This is a genomic window from Pseudomonas fulva (genome assembly GCF_023517795.1).
In the GTDB taxonomy this organism is placed as follows: Bacteria; Pseudomonadota; Gammaproteobacteria; order Pseudomonadales; family Pseudomonadaceae; genus Aquipseudomonas; species Aquipseudomonas fulva_D.
Genome location: NZ_CP082928.1, coordinates 1,426,540 through 1,442,869, shown reverse-complemented (window position 1 = coordinate 1,442,869; position 16,330 = coordinate 1,426,540). Strand labels below are relative to the sequence as shown.

General features: G+C 65.3%; 15 protein-coding genes. 6 read left to right on the top strand and 9 right to left on the bottom strand.

Features of this window, described 5'->3' with window-relative positions; all coding sequences use genetic code 11:
- Positions 1-35 precede the first annotated feature (35 nt).
- The 4 genes from K8U54_RS06530 to K8U54_RS06515 form a co-directional block, all read right to left on the bottom strand.
- The gene (locus tag K8U54_RS06530) at positions 36-1,373 is read right to left on the bottom strand and encodes a sigma-54-dependent transcriptional regulator (RefSeq protein WP_070884486.1); all 1,338 of its coding nucleotides are present in this window, start codon (positions 1,371-1,373) and stop codon (positions 36-38) included.
- Positions 1,374-1,381: 8 nt separating this feature from the next.
- Positions 1,382-2,974, bottom strand: a complete 1,593-nt coding sequence (locus tag K8U54_RS06525; protein WP_249909381.1) for a sensor histidine kinase — start codon at positions 2,972-2,974, stop codon at positions 1,382-1,384.
- Entirely contained in the window at positions 2,964-3,209 is a 246-nt protein-coding gene (locus K8U54_RS06520) for a PP0621 family protein (RefSeq protein ID WP_249909380.1), read from the bottom strand. Before K8U54_RS06520 ends, K8U54_RS06525 begins: the two co-directional genes overlap by 11 nt.
- A 144-nt stretch (positions 3,210-3,353) precedes the next feature.
- Positions 3,354-4,346: an outer membrane protein assembly factor BamD gene (locus K8U54_RS06515; protein ID WP_249909379.1), complete on the bottom strand. Its 993-nt coding sequence runs from the start codon at positions 4,344-4,346 to the stop codon at positions 3,354-3,356.
- Between the two features lie 147 nt (positions 4,347-4,493).
- Between K8U54_RS06515 and rluD the strand changes: the two genes are divergently transcribed.
- The 3 genes from rluD to clpB all read left to right on the top strand — a co-directional run bounded on the left by rluD (position 4,494) and on the right by clpB (position 8,992).
- Positions 4,494-5,468 (top strand): 23S rRNA pseudouridine(1911/1915/1917) synthase RluD, encoded by a 975-nt coding sequence (rluD, locus tag K8U54_RS06510; protein ID WP_249909378.1) that lies wholly within the window; start codon positions 4,494-4,496, stop codon positions 5,466-5,468.
- Positions 5,465-6,205 carry a peptidoglycan editing factor PgeF gene (gene pgeF / locus K8U54_RS06505; protein WP_249909377.1) on the top strand — a complete coding sequence of 247 codons (741 nt, stop codon included), beginning with the start codon at positions 5,465-5,467 and terminating at the stop codon, positions 6,203-6,205. Before rluD ends, pgeF begins: the two co-directional genes overlap by 4 nt.
- Before the next feature lie 222 nt (positions 6,206-6,427).
- On the top strand, positions 6,428-8,992 hold the full coding sequence (gene clpB, locus K8U54_RS06500; protein WP_249909376.1) for an ATP-dependent chaperone ClpB: 2,565 nt from the start codon (positions 6,428-6,430) through the stop codon (positions 8,990-8,992).
- 258 nt (positions 8,993-9,250) lie between these two features.
- Here clpB and K8U54_RS06495 read toward each other — a convergent pair whose 3' ends face one another.
- The 4 genes from K8U54_RS06495 to K8U54_RS06480 are packed head-to-tail and all read right to left on the bottom strand — an operon-like array spanning position 9,251 to position 12,701.
- Positions 9,251-9,880 carry an ABC-type transport auxiliary lipoprotein family protein gene (locus K8U54_RS06495; RefSeq protein WP_249909375.1) on the bottom strand — a complete coding sequence of 210 codons (630 nt, stop codon included), beginning with the start codon at positions 9,878-9,880 and terminating at the stop codon, positions 9,251-9,253.
- Complete coding sequence (locus K8U54_RS06490) at positions 9,877-10,794, bottom strand: MlaD family protein (protein ID WP_249909374.1); 918 nt, start codon at positions 10,792-10,794, stop codon at positions 9,877-9,879. The genes K8U54_RS06495 and K8U54_RS06490 overlap by 4 nt, the downstream gene beginning before the upstream one ends.
- Positions 10,795-11,574: an ABC transporter ATP-binding protein gene (locus tag K8U54_RS06485; protein WP_249909373.1), complete on the bottom strand. Its 780-nt coding sequence runs from the start codon at positions 11,572-11,574 to the stop codon at positions 10,795-10,797.
- A complete protein-coding gene (locus K8U54_RS06480; RefSeq protein ID WP_249909372.1) occupies positions 11,571-12,701 on the bottom strand; it encodes an ABC transporter permease in 1,131 nt (376 codons plus the stop codon). The genes K8U54_RS06485 and K8U54_RS06480 overlap by 4 nt, the downstream gene beginning before the upstream one ends.
- Positions 12,702-12,944: 243 nt before the next feature.
- Here K8U54_RS06480 and K8U54_RS06475 point away from each other — a divergent pair, with 243 nt between their 5' ends.
- On the top strand, positions 12,945-13,547 hold the full coding sequence (locus K8U54_RS06475) for a nitroreductase family protein (RefSeq protein ID WP_249909371.1): 603 nt from the start codon (positions 12,945-12,947) through the stop codon (positions 13,545-13,547).
- Between the two features lie 113 nt (positions 13,548-13,660).
- Positions 13,661-14,080, top strand: coding sequence for an HPF/RaiA family ribosome-associated protein (locus K8U54_RS06470; RefSeq protein WP_249909370.1), 420 nt, complete (start codon positions 13,661-13,663; stop codon positions 14,078-14,080).
- Between the two features lie 119 nt (positions 14,081-14,199).
- On the opposite strand, the gene K8U54_RS06465 is transcribed toward K8U54_RS06470, so the two are convergent.
- Positions 14,200-14,703, bottom strand: a complete 504-nt coding sequence (locus tag K8U54_RS06465) for a hypothetical protein (RefSeq protein ID WP_249909369.1) — start codon at positions 14,701-14,703, stop codon at positions 14,200-14,202.
- 408 nt (positions 14,704-15,111) lie between these two features.
- Between K8U54_RS06465 and K8U54_RS06460 the strand changes: the two genes are divergently transcribed.
- Positions 15,112-16,275: an iron-containing alcohol dehydrogenase gene (locus tag K8U54_RS06460; RefSeq protein ID WP_249909368.1), complete on the top strand. Its 1,164-nt coding sequence runs from the start codon at positions 15,112-15,114 to the stop codon at positions 16,273-16,275.
- The last annotated feature ends 55 nt before the right edge of the window (positions 16,276-16,330 follow it).

Here is a 16,330-nt window from a genome sequence, read left to right as displayed (position 1 = left end):
CTGGGTATCGCTTCGCTCAACCGCAGGCTACGGTTTCAGTCGATGCCCAGTTTCTTGAGGCGATAGCGCATCGAACGGAAGCTCAGGCCCAGGCGCTGCGCTGCTGCCGTGCGGTTCCAGCGGGTTTCTTCCAGGGCCTGCATGATCAGTTTGCGTTCGACGTCTTCCAGGTAATCCTCGATGTTGTCGATCTGCGCCAGGCTCGCGTCGCCGTTCTCGCCAGCCGGCGCGGCGTCCGCTAGGCGCAGGTCGTTTGCGCAGATCACGTCGCCTTCGCACAGGGTGTAGGCGCGCTCCAGCATGTTCTCCAGCTCGCGCACGTTGCCCGGGAAGCGGTAGCTCTTGAGCTTTTCCAGGGCAGGGCCGTCGAGCTTGACCGGTGGCAGGCCGATGCCTTCGTTGAGGCGCTTGAGCATTACGTCGGCCAGCAGGGGGATGTCCTCGCGGCGTTCGCGTAGCGGCGGTACGCGCAGTTCGATAACGTTGAGCCGGTAGTAGAGATCCTGGCGGAAGCGCCCGGCCGCCACTTCGGCGGCCAGGTCCTTGTGGGTGGCGCAGAGGATGCGGGTGTCGACCACCACTTCCTGCTGACCGCCGACTGCGCGTATGGCCTTTTCCTGGATAGCGCGCAGCAGCTTGACCTGCATGGTCAGCGGCAGGTCGGCCACCTCGTCGAGAAACAGGCTGCCGCCATTGGCGGCCTGGAACAGGCCCTGTTTGTCTTCGACGGCACCGGTGAAGCTGCCCTTCTTGTGGCCGAAGAATTCGCTTTCCATCAGCTCCGAGGGAATCGCGCCGCAGTTGACCGGCACGAAGGCACGCTCGCGGCGCGGGCCCTGTTCGTGGATCAGCCGGGCGACCAGTTCCTTGCCGCTGCCCGACTCCCCGCTGATGTACACCGGCGCCTGGCTGCGCGCGAGCTTCTGGATCTGCCCGCGCAGCGCGCGCATCGGTGGCGACTCGCCCAGCAGGCGGCTGCTGCCCGGCGCTTCGCCTTCCTCGGCGGCATGCAGGCGCAGGGCAGTGTTCACCAGTTCGCGCAGGCGGCCCAGGTCGACCGGTTTGGTCAGGAAGTCGAAGGCGCCGGCCTTGAGGGCGTTGATCGCCGTGTCGACGCTGCCGAACGCGGTGATCATCGCCACCGGCGTTTGCGGATGGCGCTGCTGGATATGCTGCACGATATCCAGGCCGCTGCCGTCTGGCAGGCGCATGTCGGTCAGGCACAGGTCGAACGGCTCCTTGGCCAGCCACTCGCGCGCTTCCTTGACGTTGCGGGCGCTACGGGTGTCGAGTTTCATGCGCCCGAGGGTGATCTCCAGCAGTTCGCGGATATCGGGTTCGTCGTCGACGATCAGGGCTCTCTGGCGATTCATCAGGTCGTTCAGCTCATTTTTCGCGGGTGCGCGAAGGTGATACGGAAGCAGGCACCGCCGCCTTCGCGTGGTTGATAGTGAAGATGAGCCTGGTTGCTTTCGCAAAGCTCGCGGGAAATATACAGGCCCAGGCCGGTGCCTTTGTTCTCCGTGGTGTAGAACGGCTCGAAGATGTGATGCAGTTGGTCTGCCGGTACGCCTTCGCCGTCGTCGAGCACCTCCAGCACCGGCAGGTCGTTGCGCGGATCGCGAAACAGCTTCAGCCACACCTGGCCCTGGGGGTTGAGCTTGGCGCTGTGGCGCAGGCCGTTCTGCACCAGGTTGGTGATGACCTGGTTGAGCTGGTTGGGGTCCATGCGCGTCTGGATGCTGCTGCCTTCGATGGCCAGGTGCAGCACCTTGGAGGCCGGGGCGGTGCTGCGGAACTCGGCGGCGAAACGGTGCAGCCAGTACTTGAGGTCGAGCAGTTGCGGCTCGGCCTGGCGGCGCCGTGACAGCTGCAGCACGTTCTCGATGATCAGGTTCATGCGCCGCGAGTGGTCCTGGATGATCTGCGCCAGGCGCTGATCCGGCCCGTGCAGGTCCTCGGACTCCTGCAGCAGCTGCGCCGCATGGCTGATGGCGCCCAGCGGATTGCGAATCTCGTGGGCGATGCCGGCGGTCAGCCGGCCGAGGGCCACCAGCTTGAGTTGCTGGGCCTGCTGGGCGATCTGCGAGATGTCGTCGAGCAGGATCAGGATATGCCGCTGGCCGCCGCGCTGCAGGGGGATGAAGCTGGGCTGCAGGGTCGGGCCGTCGCTGAGCGTCTGCAGGCTGGCCGGGCGCAGGCTGCTGTTTTCCTGCCAGTGCTGCAGGCGCTTGACCAGCTCGGTGCAGTGCGGGTCGAGAATCTTGCCCGCCAGGTTCTGCTGGCCAAGCAAGCCGAGCGCCGCCTGGTTGGCCAGCAGCACGCGGCGCTGTTCGTCCACCACCAGAATGCCGGTGCGCATGCGCTGCAGGATCAGGTTGTTGAGGGTTTCCAGGTCCGCTACGTCGGCGGCGCGCTGTTCGGCCAGGCTCTCGCTGACCTGCAGGCGCCGGGTCAGCCCCTGTACGAACAACGCCGCAGCGAAGCACAGCGCGCCCAGTGCACCGACCTGCACGTACTGACTGCTGGCCTGGGGGTGGTTGAGGCTCAGGTAGAAGGTCAGGTAGATCATGCCGATCGCGGCGGCGGCGGCGATCAGGACGCCGAAGCGACCGCGCAACAGGATGTTGGCGATCGCCACGGAGACGATCAGCAGGTTGCCGATGCCGCTTGGTGTACCGCCCCCGGCGTAGAACAGCGCCGAGAGCAGCATCACGTCGCCCAGCGCCACGGCGAACACCGGCAGCAGGCGGTTGGGTGTGTGGAGCGTCAGCGCGATCAGGATGTTGAGGATCAGGTAGACCCAACTGGCGCCGCGAAACAGCGGCACGTGGGCCAGCTCCAGCAGCTCCGAGTCCAGATTGGCGGACACCAGCAGCACCAGCACCACGCCGATGACCAGGCGGTAGAGGTGGTACAGCCGGAAGATACGATGCCCCTGGGGGCCCCGTACGGCCAGGGCGCTATTGGGCACCGGGCTTGGGGCCTTGCTGCAGATGGGCCTGGCTGCAGTACCAGCGCTGCGCCAGCTGTACGGCGTGCTGTTGCGGCGTGTGCACGCCGCAGTGGGCGCAGCGCACCATGGGCGCCGGACTATCCGAGGGCGGTGCGGCCTTCTGGCGCTGGCGGGTGGCACCGACATAGCGCCGCCACAGCCAGATGGCGGCAAAGATGATGGCAATCCAGAACAGCAGGCGGAACAGGCCCATGGCGCTCTCTTCGTGTCGGGGGAGGGGGCAGTGTAGCTAAGGACGCCCTGGGCGGACAGTTACCCGGGCAGCGTTTTGCCGGGGCGAAATGCACGATGCCAGTCGTTTGACTGGCATCGTGAGGGGCTGGCTGCTGGCGGTGGATCAGTCGAACAGGCCAAAGGTCAGGCGGCTGAACCAGGAGCGCTTGGGCGTCTGTTGCTCTTCGCCCTGCTCGGTGGCCTTCAGATCGGCCGGCATCTGGTCGACCGCTTCCTGATACTGACGCTGCACGTCCTGGCTGGCCTGGGTCTGGCTCGGTGGTGGCGGCGCGTCGCTTTCGATCAGGCCCAGGGTGGCCTTGGCCAGCCACGAGCGCTCGTCGGCGGCTTCTTCACGCGGCACGAACTCGCCGTTTTCCAGGCTCGGGTGATCCGGGTAGTTGAGCTTCAGGGTTTCCAGGCTGGTAGCGGCCAGGTCGTCCAGGGTCAGGCGCTGGTAGGCCTCGACCATCACGGCCAGGCCATCGCCGACCGATGGGGTTTCCTGGAAGTTTTCCACCACGTAGCGGCCGCGGTTGGCAGCGGCCACATAGGCGTGGCGGGTCAGGTAGTAGTGGGCCACGTGGACTTCGTAGGCCGCCAGCAGGTTGCGCAGGTAGATCATGCGCTGCTTGGCGTCCGGGGCGTAACGGCTGTTCGGATAACGGTTGGTGAGCTGAGCGAACTCGTTGTAGGAGTCGCGGGCGGCGCCGGGGTCACGCTTGGTCATGTCCAGCGGCAGGAAGCGGGCAACGATGCCGCGATCCTGGTCGAACGAGGCCAGGCCCTTCAGGTAGTAGGCGTAGTCGACGTTCGGGTGCTGCGGGTGCAGGCGGATGAAGCGCTCGGCAGCGGCGCGGGCGGCTTCCGGCTCGGCGTTCTTGTAGTTGGCGTAGATCAACTCCAGCTGCGACTGCTCGGCATAGCGGCCGAAGGGGTAACGCGATTCCAGGGCCTTGAGCTTGGTCACGGCGCTGGTGTAGCTGCCATTGTCCAGGTCTTGCTGAGCCTGCTGATAGAGTTCTGCCTCGCTGAGGTTTTCGTCCAGGACTTCCTTGGACGAACAGGCGGCGGTGAGGGCGAGGATGGCGATCAGCAGCAGGTGTTTCACTTGCATGGCGGCTTGCGTCCCTGGGACGGCGGCTGTCTTGGGCAGGGCCGTCCTGTTATGATGAGCGCCCCCGGTACCCCTGGGGCAAAGACGCCGTATTTAACCACAAGCGTGTAGCCGAAACCAAAGGCTATGCCCCCGCCGTTGCCGAGCATGTCATCTATTAATAAGCAGGCCATTGAGTTAACCGCCGAGGTTCCCGCCGATCTGGGCGGTCAGCGCCTCGATCAAGTCGCCGCCCAGCTGTTCGCCGAGCACTCGCGCTCGCGTCTTTCCGGCTGGATCAAGGAGGGCAACCTGACCGTCGACGGCCAGGTGCTGCGTCCACGCGATATCGTCCACGGCGGCGCTGTGCTGGCGCTGTCCGCCGAGCAGGAAGCCCAGGGCGAGTGGATCGCCCAGGACATCGAGCTCGATATCGTCTATGAGGACGAGCAGATCCTGGTGATCGACAAGCCTGCCGGCCTGGTCGTGCACCCGGCTGCCGGACATGCCGACGGCACCCTGCTCAATGCCCTGCTGCACCACGTGCCGGACATCGTCAACGTGCCGCGCGCCGGCATCGTGCACCGCCTGGACAAGGACACCACCGGCCTGATGGTGGTCGCCAAGACCATCGAGGCGCAGACCCGCCTGGTCGATCAACTGCAGAAGCGCACCGTGAGCCGCATCTACGAATGCATCGTCATTGGCGTGATCACCTCGGGCGGCAAGATCAACGCGCCGATCGGCCGCAGCTCGTCCCAGCGCCAGCGCATGGCCGTGACCGATGGCGGCAAGCCGGCGGTCAGCCATTACCGTGTGCTCGAGCGTTTCCGCTCGCACACCCATGCACGGGTCAAGCTGGAAACCGGGCGCACGCACCAGATCCGCGTGCACATGAGCCACATTGGTTTTCCGTTGGTGGGTGATCCGGTATACGCCGGGCGCTTCCGCATCCCGCCGGCCGCCAGCCAGACCATGGTACAGAGCCTCAAGGAGTTCCCGCGCCAGGCCCTGCATGCGCGCTTCCTGGAGCTGGATCACCCGATCACCGGTGAGCGCATGAAGTGGCAATCGCCGCTGCCCGATGACTTCGTCTGGTTGCTGACTCTGCTGCGCCAGGATCGCGAGGCGTTCATCGGATGAGTGACAAGGCCCACGACTGGCTGACGCCTCATTGGCCGGCGCCCGAGTGGGTGCGCACCTGCGTGACCACCCGCGCCGGCGGTGTGAGCGCGGCGCCATACGACAGCTTCAACCTGGCCGCCCATGTCGAGGACGACCCGGCCGCGGTGGCCAAGAATCGCCAGCGCCTGGTCAGCCAGCTCGGCTGTCGCCCGGCCTGGCTGCAGCAGGTGCACGGCATTGCCGTCGCCCAGGCCGACCCGGAAACTGTGGTCGAAGCTGACGCCAGCTGGACGGCGACACCCGGCATCGCCGCCACGGTGATGACCGCCGATTGCCTGCCCGTGCTGTTCTGCGACCGCGCCGGTAGCCGCGTGGCTGCCGCCCATGCCGGCTGGCGTGGCCTGGCCAGCGGCGTGCTGGAAGCCACCCTGGAGGCACTGGCCATCGACGCTGACGACACGCTCGTCTGGCTGGGCCCGGCCATCGGCCCCCAGGCCTTCGAGGTCGGCGCCGAGGTGCGTGACGCCTTCGTCAGCCAGCATGCCCAGGCGGCCGGCGCGTTCATGCCAAGCCAAAATGCCGGGCGCTTTATGGCCGATATCTATCAGCTGGCGCGCATCCGCCTGGCGGCGCGCGGTGTGACGGCCGTATACGGCGGCGGCTTCTGCACCGTCAGCGACTCGCGCTTCTACTCCTATCGCCGCGCCGCCCAGACCGGGCGCTTTGCCTCGCTGATCTGGCTGGCCGATCGCTGATCGGCTTGCGCCGCGCTCAACCTGGGCTGGTGAATTAGCCGCAGCCTGGTGTCGAGCGCAGCGATACCCAGGGCAGTCCCGTTCGGCACCGCTGCTGACCGCGATCAAACCGCCTCCCGCTTGAAACGCGCACAATCGGCCTCATCTATGCTGCATCTCGGCAGGTTCTTCAGTTAGGCGCATTCATCGCGCTGGCCTGCCTCCAAGAGGAAGGATGACGCCATGCGAATCGACCGTTTGACCAGCAAGTTGCAACTTGCCCTTTCCGACGCCCAGTCCCTGGCCGTCGGCCACGACCATTCCGCCATCGAGCCGCTGCACCTGATGCAGGCGCTGCTCGACCAGCAGGGCGGTTCCATTCGCCCGCTGCTGATGCAGGTGGGCTTCGACGTGAACAGCCTGCGGCAGGCCTTGAGCAAAGAGCTCGACCAACTGCCCAAGATCCAGAACCCCACCGGCGACGTCAGCCTGTCCCAGGACCTGGCGCGCCTGCTCAACCAGGCCGACCGCCTGTCGCAGCAGAAGGGGGATCAGTTCATCTCCAGCGAACTGCTGCTGCTCGCCGCCATGGACGAGAACACCAAACTCGGCAAGTTGCTGCTCGCCCAGGGCGTGAGCCGCAAGGCGTTGGAAAACGCGGTGAACAACCTGCGCGGCGGCGATGCGGTCAACGACCCGAACATCGAAGAGTCGCGCCAGGCGCTCGACAAGTACACCGTCGACCTGACCAAGCGTGCCGAGGAGGGCAAGCTCGACCCGGTGATCGGCCGTGACGACGAGATCCGCCGCACCATCCAGGTGTTGCAGCGCCGCACCAAGAACAACCCGGTACTGATCGGCGAACCCGGCGTCGGCAAGACCGCCATCGCCGAGGGCCTGGCCCAGCGTATCGTCAACGGCGAAGTGCCGGACGGCCTCAAGGACAAGCGCCTGCTGTCCCTGGACATGGGGGCGCTGATCGCCGGCGCCAAGTTCCGCGGCGAATTCGAGGAACGCCTCAAGGCGGTGCTCAACGAGCTGGCCAAGCAGGAAGGCCGGGTGATCCTGTTCATCGACGAGCTGCACACCATGGTCGGCGCCGGCAAGGCCGAAGGCGCCATGGACGCCGGCAACATGCTCAAGCCGTCCCTGGCCCGCGGCGAGCTGCATTGCGTGGGCGCCACCACGCTGAACGAGTACCGCCAGTTCATCGAGAAGGACGCCGCCCTGGAGCGCCGCTTCCAGAAGGTGCTGGTCGACGAGCCGAGCGAGGAAGACACCATCGCCATCCTGCGCGGCCTCAAGGAGCGCTACGAGGTGCACCACAAGGTGGCCATCACCGACGGGGCGATCATCGCCGCGGCCAAGCTCAGCCACCGCTATATCACCGACCGCCAGCTGCCGGACAAGGCCATCGACCTGATCGACGAAGCCGCCAGCCGCATCCGCATGGAAATCGACTCCAAGCCCGAGGTGCTCGATCGCCTGGATCGTCGTCTGATCCAGCTCAAGGTCGAAGCCCAGGCACTGAAGAAGGAAGAAGACGAAGCGGCCAAGAAGCGCTTCGTCAAATTGCAGGAAGACATCGCCAAGCTGGAGAAGGAATACGCCGACCTGGAGGACATCTGGAAGTCGGAAAAAGCCGAAGTCCAGGGCTCGGCGCAGATCCAGCAGCGCATCGAACAGGCCAAGACCGAGCTCGAAGCGGCCCGCCGCAAGGGCGACCTCAACCGCATGGCCGAGCTGCAGTACGGGGTGATTCCCGATCTGGAGCGCAGCCTGCAGATGGTCGACCAGCACGGCACAACGGAAAACCAGCTGCTGCGCAGCAAGGTTACCGAGGAGGAAATCGCCGAGGTGGTTTCCAAGTGGACCGGTATCCCGGTGGCCAAGATGCTCGAAGGCGAGCGCGACAAGCTGCTGAAGATGGAAGGCCTGCTGCACCAGCGCGTGATCGGCCAGGACGAAGCCGTGGTGGCGGTGGCCAACGCCGTGCGCCGCTCCCGTGCCGGGCTGTCGGATCCGAACCGGCCCAGCGGCTCGTTTCTGTTCCTCGGCCCGACTGGCGTCGGCAAGACCGAGCTGTGCAAGGCGCTGGCCGAGTTCCTGTTCGACACCGAAGACGCCCTGGTACGCATCGACATGTCCGAGTTCATGGAGAAGCACTCGGTGGCCCGTCTGATCGGTGCGCCGCCCGGCTACGTTGGCTACGAGGAGGGCGGTTACCTGACCGAGGCGGTACGCCGCAAACCCTACTCGGTGGTGCTGATGGATGAGGTCGAGAAGGCCCACCCGGACGTGTTCAACGTGCTGCTGCAAGTGCTAGAAGATGGCCGCCTGACCGACAGCCACGGCCGTACCGTGGACTTCAAGAACACGGTGATCGTGATGACCTCCAACCTGGGATCGGCGCAGATCCAGGAGCTGGTCGGGGATCGCGAGGCGCAGCGCGCGGCGGTGATGGACGCGGTAGGCAACCACTTCCGTCCGGAGTTCGTGAACCGTATCGACGAAGTGGTAGTGTTCGAACCCCTGGCCCGCGAGCAGATCGCCGGTATCGCGCGCATCCAGCTCAGCCGCCTGCTGCAGCGCCTGGCCGAGCGCGAGCTGAGCCTGGAGCTGTCCGACGAGGCGATGGACAAGCTGATTGCCGTGGGCTACGACCCGGTGTACGGCGCGCGACCGTTGAAGCGCGCCATCCAGCGCTGGATCGAGAACCCGCTGGCGCAGATGATCCTGGCCGGCAAGTTCAGCCCAGGCAGCACGGTGACCGGCAAGGTCGAGGGCGACGAAATCGTCTTTGCCTGACGCCAGCAACGGCAGCAAAACAAACGGCCGGTGCGAGTGATCGCACCGGCCTTTTTTATTACGCAGCGATAACTGTCATCGACCTGTGTGAACTGTAAGGTAGTTGGCGCCCGCTGGAGATTGCTATCAGCGGTTCTCAGAGCTTGCTGCGTATCCCTGTGGGAGCGGGCCATGCCCGCGAAAAAATCACGGGCAAGCCCGTTCCCATAGTAGAACGCTGAATGGCTACCATCACATGAGGAAGAAGAGCTGCGCCGATCAGGGCTTGCTGCTAGCCGGCGCATTGCGTCGGCCTTCCTCCACCACCCAATCCATCAACTGCCGCGACAGCTGGTCATTGGCGATGCCGAAGGTCTTGACCACTGCCTCTACCGCCGTGTCATTAGCGATCTGGCGGACCTCGAAGCGGCGGCTGGCGAGGATGCGCTGGTTGCCGGCCTGTACCAGGCGCGCATCGAGGAGGATATGCACTTCGGGCCGGCCGTTGCGGTACTCGCTCTGGAAGGCCCGCAGGTCGCTGCTCAGCTCCAGGTCGGCCTGCAGGCGGCTGTCGTCGCTGCTGACGGCGCCGATGCGGCCGTCATCGAGAAAGGCGCTGATCAGCCGGTCGCGAAACAGTGCAGGCGCGCGGTCGCTCCAGCGGGCGCCCTGGTAGGCGCTGATCCGATCGCCTTGCGGCAGCACGGCGATGCGCGGGCTGTCCAGCAACTGGCTGCTCTGCGGGCGATTGACCCGTAGCGACCAGCTTTCCCGCGGTGCCTCGGCGGCGCGGACCGGCAGGCTGCTCGGCAGCAGGTACACATCGAGCGCCTCGCCCGTGGGAATAATCGAGCAGGCGCTGAGTAGGCCGGTCAGCAGCAGGGCGCCGGCGGTGGCGATTGCCTTCATGGTTGAAACTCCTTGATGCTGTCGCTGCGCAGCAGATAGCCGGCGGGGTCTTCCTCCAGGCGTCGCGAGAACGAGCGCAGCGAGCCCAGGGTGTCACGCAGCTCGTTGATCGCCGGGCCGAGTTCACCGATGCCCTGCATGCCGCCGTCGAGGGCCGCGCGGTTGTCCTGCAGCAGCTGTTCGATATTGCTGCTGCTGCGCTCCAGCGAGGCGGCCAGGCGTTCGGCGCTCTCCAGGGTGTTCTGTGCCGGGCCGCTGAACAGCCGGTTGGCGTTGTTCATCAGGGCGCTGGCCTCGCGCCCCGCGGCGGACATTTGCGCGAGGGCTTCGCGCAGCTCCTCGCGTTGCTCGGACACACTGGCGGTGATCTGCTCCAGGTTACGCAGGGTCTTGGCGATATTTTCGGTGTTCTCCCGGGAGAACATGGCGTTGGCGCGGTCGAGCAGGCGGGTCACGCTGATCATCAGGTCCTCGCCATTGGCCATCAGCCGCGACAGCGGTGAGCGGTCGGCGATGATCACCGGCGTGCGGCCATCGCGGGCTTTCAGCGCCGGGCTCTCGGGCGAGCCACCGTGCAGCTGGATCACCGCACCGCCGGTGATATTGGTGATGGTCAGGCGCGCGCGGGTATCTTCCTTGATCGGCGTGGTGCCGGTGATGCGGATATTGGCGTGTACCTTGCGCGGGTCCTGCGGGTCGAGGGTCAGGCTGGTGACGTCGCCGACGCGGATGCCGCTGTACTGCACCGCGCTGCCCTGGGACAGGCCGCTGACCGCTTCGGTGAAGATCACCTCGTAGTAGTTGAACTGCTTGTCGGCGCTGGTCTTGCCCAGCCACAGGGCAAACACCAGGATGGCGCTGACGATCGCCACCGTGAACATGCCGATCAAGACGTGATGGGCGCGTGGTTCCATTCAGCTAATCCTCGCTGCAGCCTGTTCGGCCGCGCGTCCGCGCGGGCCATGGAAGTAGTCGTGTATCCAGGGATCATCGGTGGCGGCGACCACGTCCAGCGTGTCGGCCACCAGCACCCGCTTCTGTGACAACACGGCCACGCGGTCGCACAGGGTGTAGAGCGTATCCAGGTCGTGGGTGACCAGAAACACGCTGAGCCCGAGGGCGTCGCGCAGGGTGCGGATCAACTGGTCGAAGGCCGCCGCGCCGATCGGATCGAGGCCTGCGGTCGGCTCGTCGAGAAACAGGATGTCCGGCTCCAGGGCCAGGGCGCGGGCCAGGGCGGCGCGCTTGACCATGCCGCCGGACAGCTCGGTCGGGTACTTGTCGCCGGCGTGGGCCGGCAGGCCGACCAGCGCCACCTTGGACTCGGCCAGGCGCTCGGCCTGGGCACGAGTGAGGCCCGCATGCTCGATCAACGGCAGGGCGATGTTCTCCAGCACGGTGAGCGACGAGAACAGCGCGCCGCGCTGGTAGAGCACGCCGAAGCGCCGCTCCAGCTCGGAGCGCCGCCCGGCGGGCAGGGTCAGCAGGTCGTCGCCGAATACCCGCACCGTACCGGCATCCGGTTCACGCAGGCCGACGATGGTGCGCAGCAGTACCGACTTGCCGGTGCCCGAGCCGCCGACCACGCCGAGCACCTCACCCCGGTACAGATCCAGATCCAGGTGCTGGTGCACCACCTGCGGGCCGAACTGGTTGGTCAGGTCGCGGACCTGGATGATCGCTTCGCCACTCACCAGCCCATCTCCATCAGAAACAATGCGGCCACGGCATCGACCACGATGACCACGAAGATCGACTGCACCACGCTCGAGGTGGTGCGTTCGCCCACCGACTGGGCGCTGCCGGTGACCTTGAAGCCTTCCAGGCAGCCGATCACCGCGATCAGGAAGGCGAAGATCGGCGCCTTGCCCATGCCGACCAGAAAATGCGTGAGCGGGATGTTTTCCTGCAGCAGGTACAGGAACATCGACGGCGAGATGTCCAGCGTGATCAGGCACACCATGGCGCCGCCGAGCATGCCGCAGACCATGGCGACGAAGGTCAGCAGCGGCAGGGCGATCAGCATGGCGAACACCCGCGGCAGCACCAGCAACTCCATGGGGTCGAGGCCCAGGGTGCGGATCGCGTCGATCTCCTCGTTGGCCTTCATCGAACCGATCTGCGCGGTGAAGGCGCTCGCGGTACGGCCGGCCATGAGGATGGCGGTCAGCAGCACGCCGAACTCGCGCAGAAAGGAAAACGCCACCAGGTCGACCGTGTAGATGGTCGCGCCGAAGTCCCGCAGGATGGTGGCGCCGAGAAAGGCCACCACGGCGCCGACCAGAAAGGTCAGCAGGGCGATGATCGGCACGGCGTTGAGGCCGATCTGCTCGAGATGCGAGGCCAGCGATGTCAGGCGCCAGCGGCGCGGGTTGAGCAGGATCAGCAGCATGCTGCTCAGCGTCAGGCCGACGAAGCCCAGAAGGCCCACGCCCTTGTGCCAGACGCCTTCGACCACCTCGCCGACATGCCCGAAGAACTCGCGCCAACTGGAACGGCGCGGGTGCTCGATCAGTTGCTGATTCTGCAGCATGGCCGTGGCGACGGTGTGCAACAGTGCGCGGCGCTCGTCACTGAGCGCACCCTCGGGCAGCAGCCCGATCAGCCGCTCGGCGCCCAGCAACTCGACCAGCAGGCTGGCACCGGCGGTGTCCAGAGCGTCCAGTTCGCTGAGGTCGATACGCCGGTGTTCATCCAGCACCGGCCGAGCCTCGTCGACCTGAGGCAGCAGCGCGGCATAGTGGGCGAGCGTCCAGTCGCCACCTAGCTTCAGCGCATCGGCGTCGGCAGTGGGCAGGCTGATGTAGGGCGATTGGGTCATGGGCGACAGCTTAGCGCTCGAGGCTTGCGTTGGAACAGTCGTGAATGGGGCATGGCGGCGTTGCATCGGGCGATCCTGGGCAGGGCAGGGTCGCTCCGATCGGCTCTGGGTAATCGACTCACCCGTGGCGGCAGCGGTTCGGATAAATCGTTACAGGCGATGAATTCGATCGGAATGGGCAGCTGGCGTTGCTGCTTCGGCTTGCCTAGCATGTGGCGGTTTTACATTCCTCTGGAGTTTGCCATGCATATCGATGAAGCCATCCGTAGCCGCCGCGCCGTCAAAGGTTATGACGCCGGTTTCACCTTGAGCAGCGAAGAAAAGAACGAGTTGCTGCAACTGGCGCTGCTCGCGCCAACCGCCTTCAACCTGCAGCACGTGCGCCTGGTGGAAGTCAGCGACCCGGCCTTGCGTCAGCAGATCCGCGAGGTCGGCTGGGGCCAGGCGCAGATGACCGATGCCTCGATGCTGGTGGTGGTATGCGCCCAGCTCGACAGCTGGGAAAAGAACGTCAACCGCGTGTGGGATGGCGCGCCGGTTGAGGTGCAGCAGTTCATGGCCGGAGCCATCGACAACTATTACCGCGACAAGCCCCAGGTGCAGCGCGACGAGACCATGCGCAGCTGCGGCCTGGTGGCGCAGACCCTGATGCTCGCCGCGCGCGGCAAGGGCCTGGATTCCTGCCCCATGGACGGCTTCGATTTCGACGCCGTGGCCAAGCTGATCAACCTGCCGGACAACCATGTGATCGGTTTGATGGTCGCGGTGGGCAAGAAGGCCATCGACGCCAAGCCGCGGATCGGCAAGCTGCCGTTCGACGAGGTGGTGATCCGCGATCGGTTCTGATCACGCCCTCCGCGCGCCGCTGCGGTACTCGCCGGTAGTGGCGGTAATCAGCAGGAACCTAGTCATGATCGCTTGCCTCCAAGCCTGTAGACCCGTCAAAAGCGAGGAAGACCATGCAAGTTCATGTGAACAGCAACCATATCGAAGGCAGTGCGCGTCTCCAGGAATGGGTGGGCGCATCGGTGGCGGATCGACTGGAGCGCTTTGAAGAATTCCTGTCGCGGGTAGAAGTACATATTGGTGACGAGAATGGCAGCAAGAGCGGTGCCGATGATAAGCGCTGCCAGATCGAAGCGCGCCCCAAGGGGCACCAACCGTTGTCCGTGACCCACAAGGCCGAGTCGCTGGAGCAGGCCATCGAAGGCGCTGCCGAGAAGATGCGCCATGCCCTCGAGCACCTGGTGGGCAAGCTGGAAAGCAAGCCGGTCGGTACCGGGCATCTGCAGCAGCAGCTCGAAGGCGAGGCGGAGAACGCTGACGCGCTGTTGCAGGAAGAGTTTCTGCAGCGTCAGGAGGCACTGGGTAAGGAGTGACATAAAGGGCGTTTACTCCAGCGAGTGAACGCCCTTTTCCGATCCGGGACGTAAAACAACCGGGCCCTCGGTCGTATCGTGAATGGCGATACGACCGAGGGCCCGGTTTTTTGCTGGGATCAGGCAACCAGACTGCGGCCGATAAAGTCCGGGGATTCGGTCTGGCGATAAGTGGAAATCGCCTCGGCAGCGAACCGCGGGCTGATTTGCGGATTGTTTGCCGCCGGTGGGGTGATTTCCGTTTGCACCCGCTGCCGTGCGAGGCTTTCAGCGGACAGTGGATTGAGCACTTCCTGGCGTTGCTCCTGAAGCGTCTCAAGCCGCTGTTCACGTAATTGCTCATCCAGTGCCCGAGCCGCCTCCTGGCGTTCCAGGCGCACCTGCAGGGCCTGTTCTTCTTCAAGTTCCTGCTGAGCGATGCGCTCTTCACGCGCTTCACGCAGCTGATCCTGGCGTTCCTGATCCAGGCGCCGGCGCTCCAGCAGCCGTTCCTGAGCGTCGCTCAAACGCTGCGCCGCGGGCGTTACCCGGTCTATGGCGTTGGTCTGCAGGCCGTTGTTGGTATTGCCAAGTGGCCGATAGCTGTACTGGCCGATATTCATGCCGTCGATGGAAAGGGGCATGATTCACCTCCGTCTTTCACTTCGATGGTTTCAGTCTAAGCCGGGGGAGCGGAAGGCTTTAGGCAGATATGGCATAACCACAAGAACAGGATGGACTAGCACTTTTTTCAGGAGCAATTGTCGTCTTCTTTCACGATCTTCGTGGTTATGGCTGAAAGCCGCGTGATAACTGGGCTGGGCAAGCCCGCGTGGATCAGGCGTCCAGCTGCGGGGCAAAAGGCGGCGAGGGAACTGGCACGCTGGCTATCGCCAGGCAATCGACGAACGGCTGCCATTTCGTGCTTTTCCGGGCAGAGACGGGCTCACGGCCTACTATGAACAGAGGCCTTGCCAGGACGCTGCGATCCAAGGGTGAAAGAGGCACGGTCTCTCGCGCGATTTCGCGCCGCATCAGAAGAGGAACGCGCCATGCAGCCATTCAGTTTCGCGACAGCCGCCCATCTCATCTGCGAGCCAGGGGCCGTTCAGCGCCTGGTGCCCCTCTGCCAGGCCTGGGGGGCTCGCTCCGTGGTACTGGTCACCGATGCCGGCATTGCCCGCCAGGATTTCTTCGAAGAGGTGCGCAGCGCTTTTGCCAACCGTGGCGTGGCGCTGCACGTTTTCGATGGCGTGCTCGCCGGTGCGCCGGAGAACGTGATCAACCGCGCTGCGCAGTTCGCCAGAGACGTTCAGGCGAGCCTGGTCATCGGCTTTGGTGGCGGCAGCTCCCTGGATGTGGCCAAGCTGACTGCGCAACTGGCCCATCCCGATTGCCGACAGCAGTTGCGTGACCTCTACGGTATCGACAAGGCGGTGGGGCAGCGCCTGCCGCTGATTCAGGTGCCGACCACGGCCGGCAGCGGGTCCGAGGTGACGCCGATCGCCGTGGTGACGACGGAGCACGCGACTCGGGTCGCGGTGGTATCGGCGCGGCTGTTGCCGGATCTGGCACTGCTCGATGCCGAGCTCACCCTGCAATTGCCGGCGCCGGTGACCGCCGCCTGCGGCGTGTTGGCCATGGGGCATGCGGTGGAGGCCTACACCGGTGCGCGGCGCAAGAATCCGCTCTCCGACATGTTCGCTCGTGAAGCCTTGACCCTGCTCGGTGCCAACCTGGACGAAGCCGTGCACAACGGTAGCAATCGCGAGGTCCGGCAAGCCATGCTGCTGGGCGCCTGCCTGGCCGGGCAGGCCTATGCCAACGCACCGCTGGCGGCGGTGCATGCACTGGCCTATCCGCTGGGCGGTCATTGCCAGGTGCCCCATGGGGTCAGCACGGCGGTGCTGCTGCCCCATGTGCTCGGCTTCAACGCCTCGGTGGCTGCGCCGCTTTACGAGGAGTTGGCGCCACTGCTGTTGGGCGAGCGCCTGCGCAGTGGCGATGCGACGGATCACACCGAGCAGTTCATCATCGAACTGGCGGATCTCAGCGAGCGTAGTGGCCTGCCGGCGCGCCTGCGTGATGTAGGCGTCGAACAATCGCTGTTACCGCGGCTGGCCACCGACGCCATGCTGCACGAGCGCCTGCTGGCCAACAATCCGCGGGAGATGACCCAGGCCCATGCGTTGGCCATCTACCAGGTGGCGTACTGATCGTCGTACACCGTCCAGGTTGTCACTGAAGCGAGAGGCCGGCACCATGCTGGCT

Bases quoted from the DNA above. Each gene is read 5' to 3' on its own strand.
- K8U54_RS06530 (WP_070884486.1), bottom strand. From the start codon at position 1,373: ATGAATCGCCAGAGAGCCCTGATCGTCGACGACGAACCCGATATCCGC.
- K8U54_RS06520 (WP_249909380.1), bottom strand. From the start codon at position 3,209: ATGGGCCTGTTCCGCCTGCTGTTCTGGATTGCCATCATCTTTGCCGCC.
- K8U54_RS06515 (WP_249909379.1), bottom strand. From the start codon at position 4,346: ATGCAAGTGAAACACCTGCTGCTGATCGCCATCCTCGCCCTCACCGCC.
- rluD (WP_249909378.1), top strand. From the start codon at position 4,494: ATGTCATCTATTAATAAGCAGGCCATTGAGTTAACCGCCGAGGTTCCC.
- pgeF (WP_249909377.1), top strand. From the start codon at position 5,465: ATGAGTGACAAGGCCCACGACTGGCTGACGCCTCATTGGCCGGCGCCC.
- clpB (WP_249909376.1), top strand. From the start codon at position 6,428: ATGCGAATCGACCGTTTGACCAGCAAGTTGCAACTTGCCCTTTCCGAC.
- K8U54_RS06495 (WP_249909375.1), bottom strand. From the start codon at position 9,880: ATGAAGGCAATCGCCACCGCCGGCGCCCTGCTGCTGACCGGCCTACTC.
- K8U54_RS06490 (WP_249909374.1), bottom strand. From the start codon at position 10,794: ATGGAACCACGCGCCCATCACGTCTTGATCGGCATGTTCACGGTGGCG.
- K8U54_RS06480 (WP_249909372.1), bottom strand. From the start codon at position 12,701: ATGACCCAATCGCCCTACATCAGCCTGCCCACTGCCGACGCCGATGCG.
- K8U54_RS06475 (WP_249909371.1), top strand. From the start codon at position 12,945: ATGCATATCGATGAAGCCATCCGTAGCCGCCGCGCCGTCAAAGGTTAT.
- K8U54_RS06470 (WP_249909370.1), top strand. From the start codon at position 13,661: ATGCAAGTTCATGTGAACAGCAACCATATCGAAGGCAGTGCGCGTCTC.
- K8U54_RS06465 (WP_249909369.1), bottom strand. From the start codon at position 14,703: ATGCCCCTTTCCATCGACGGCATGAATATCGGCCAGTACAGCTATCGG.
- K8U54_RS06460 (WP_249909368.1), top strand. From the start codon at position 15,112: ATGCAGCCATTCAGTTTCGCGACAGCCGCCCATCTCATCTGCGAGCCA.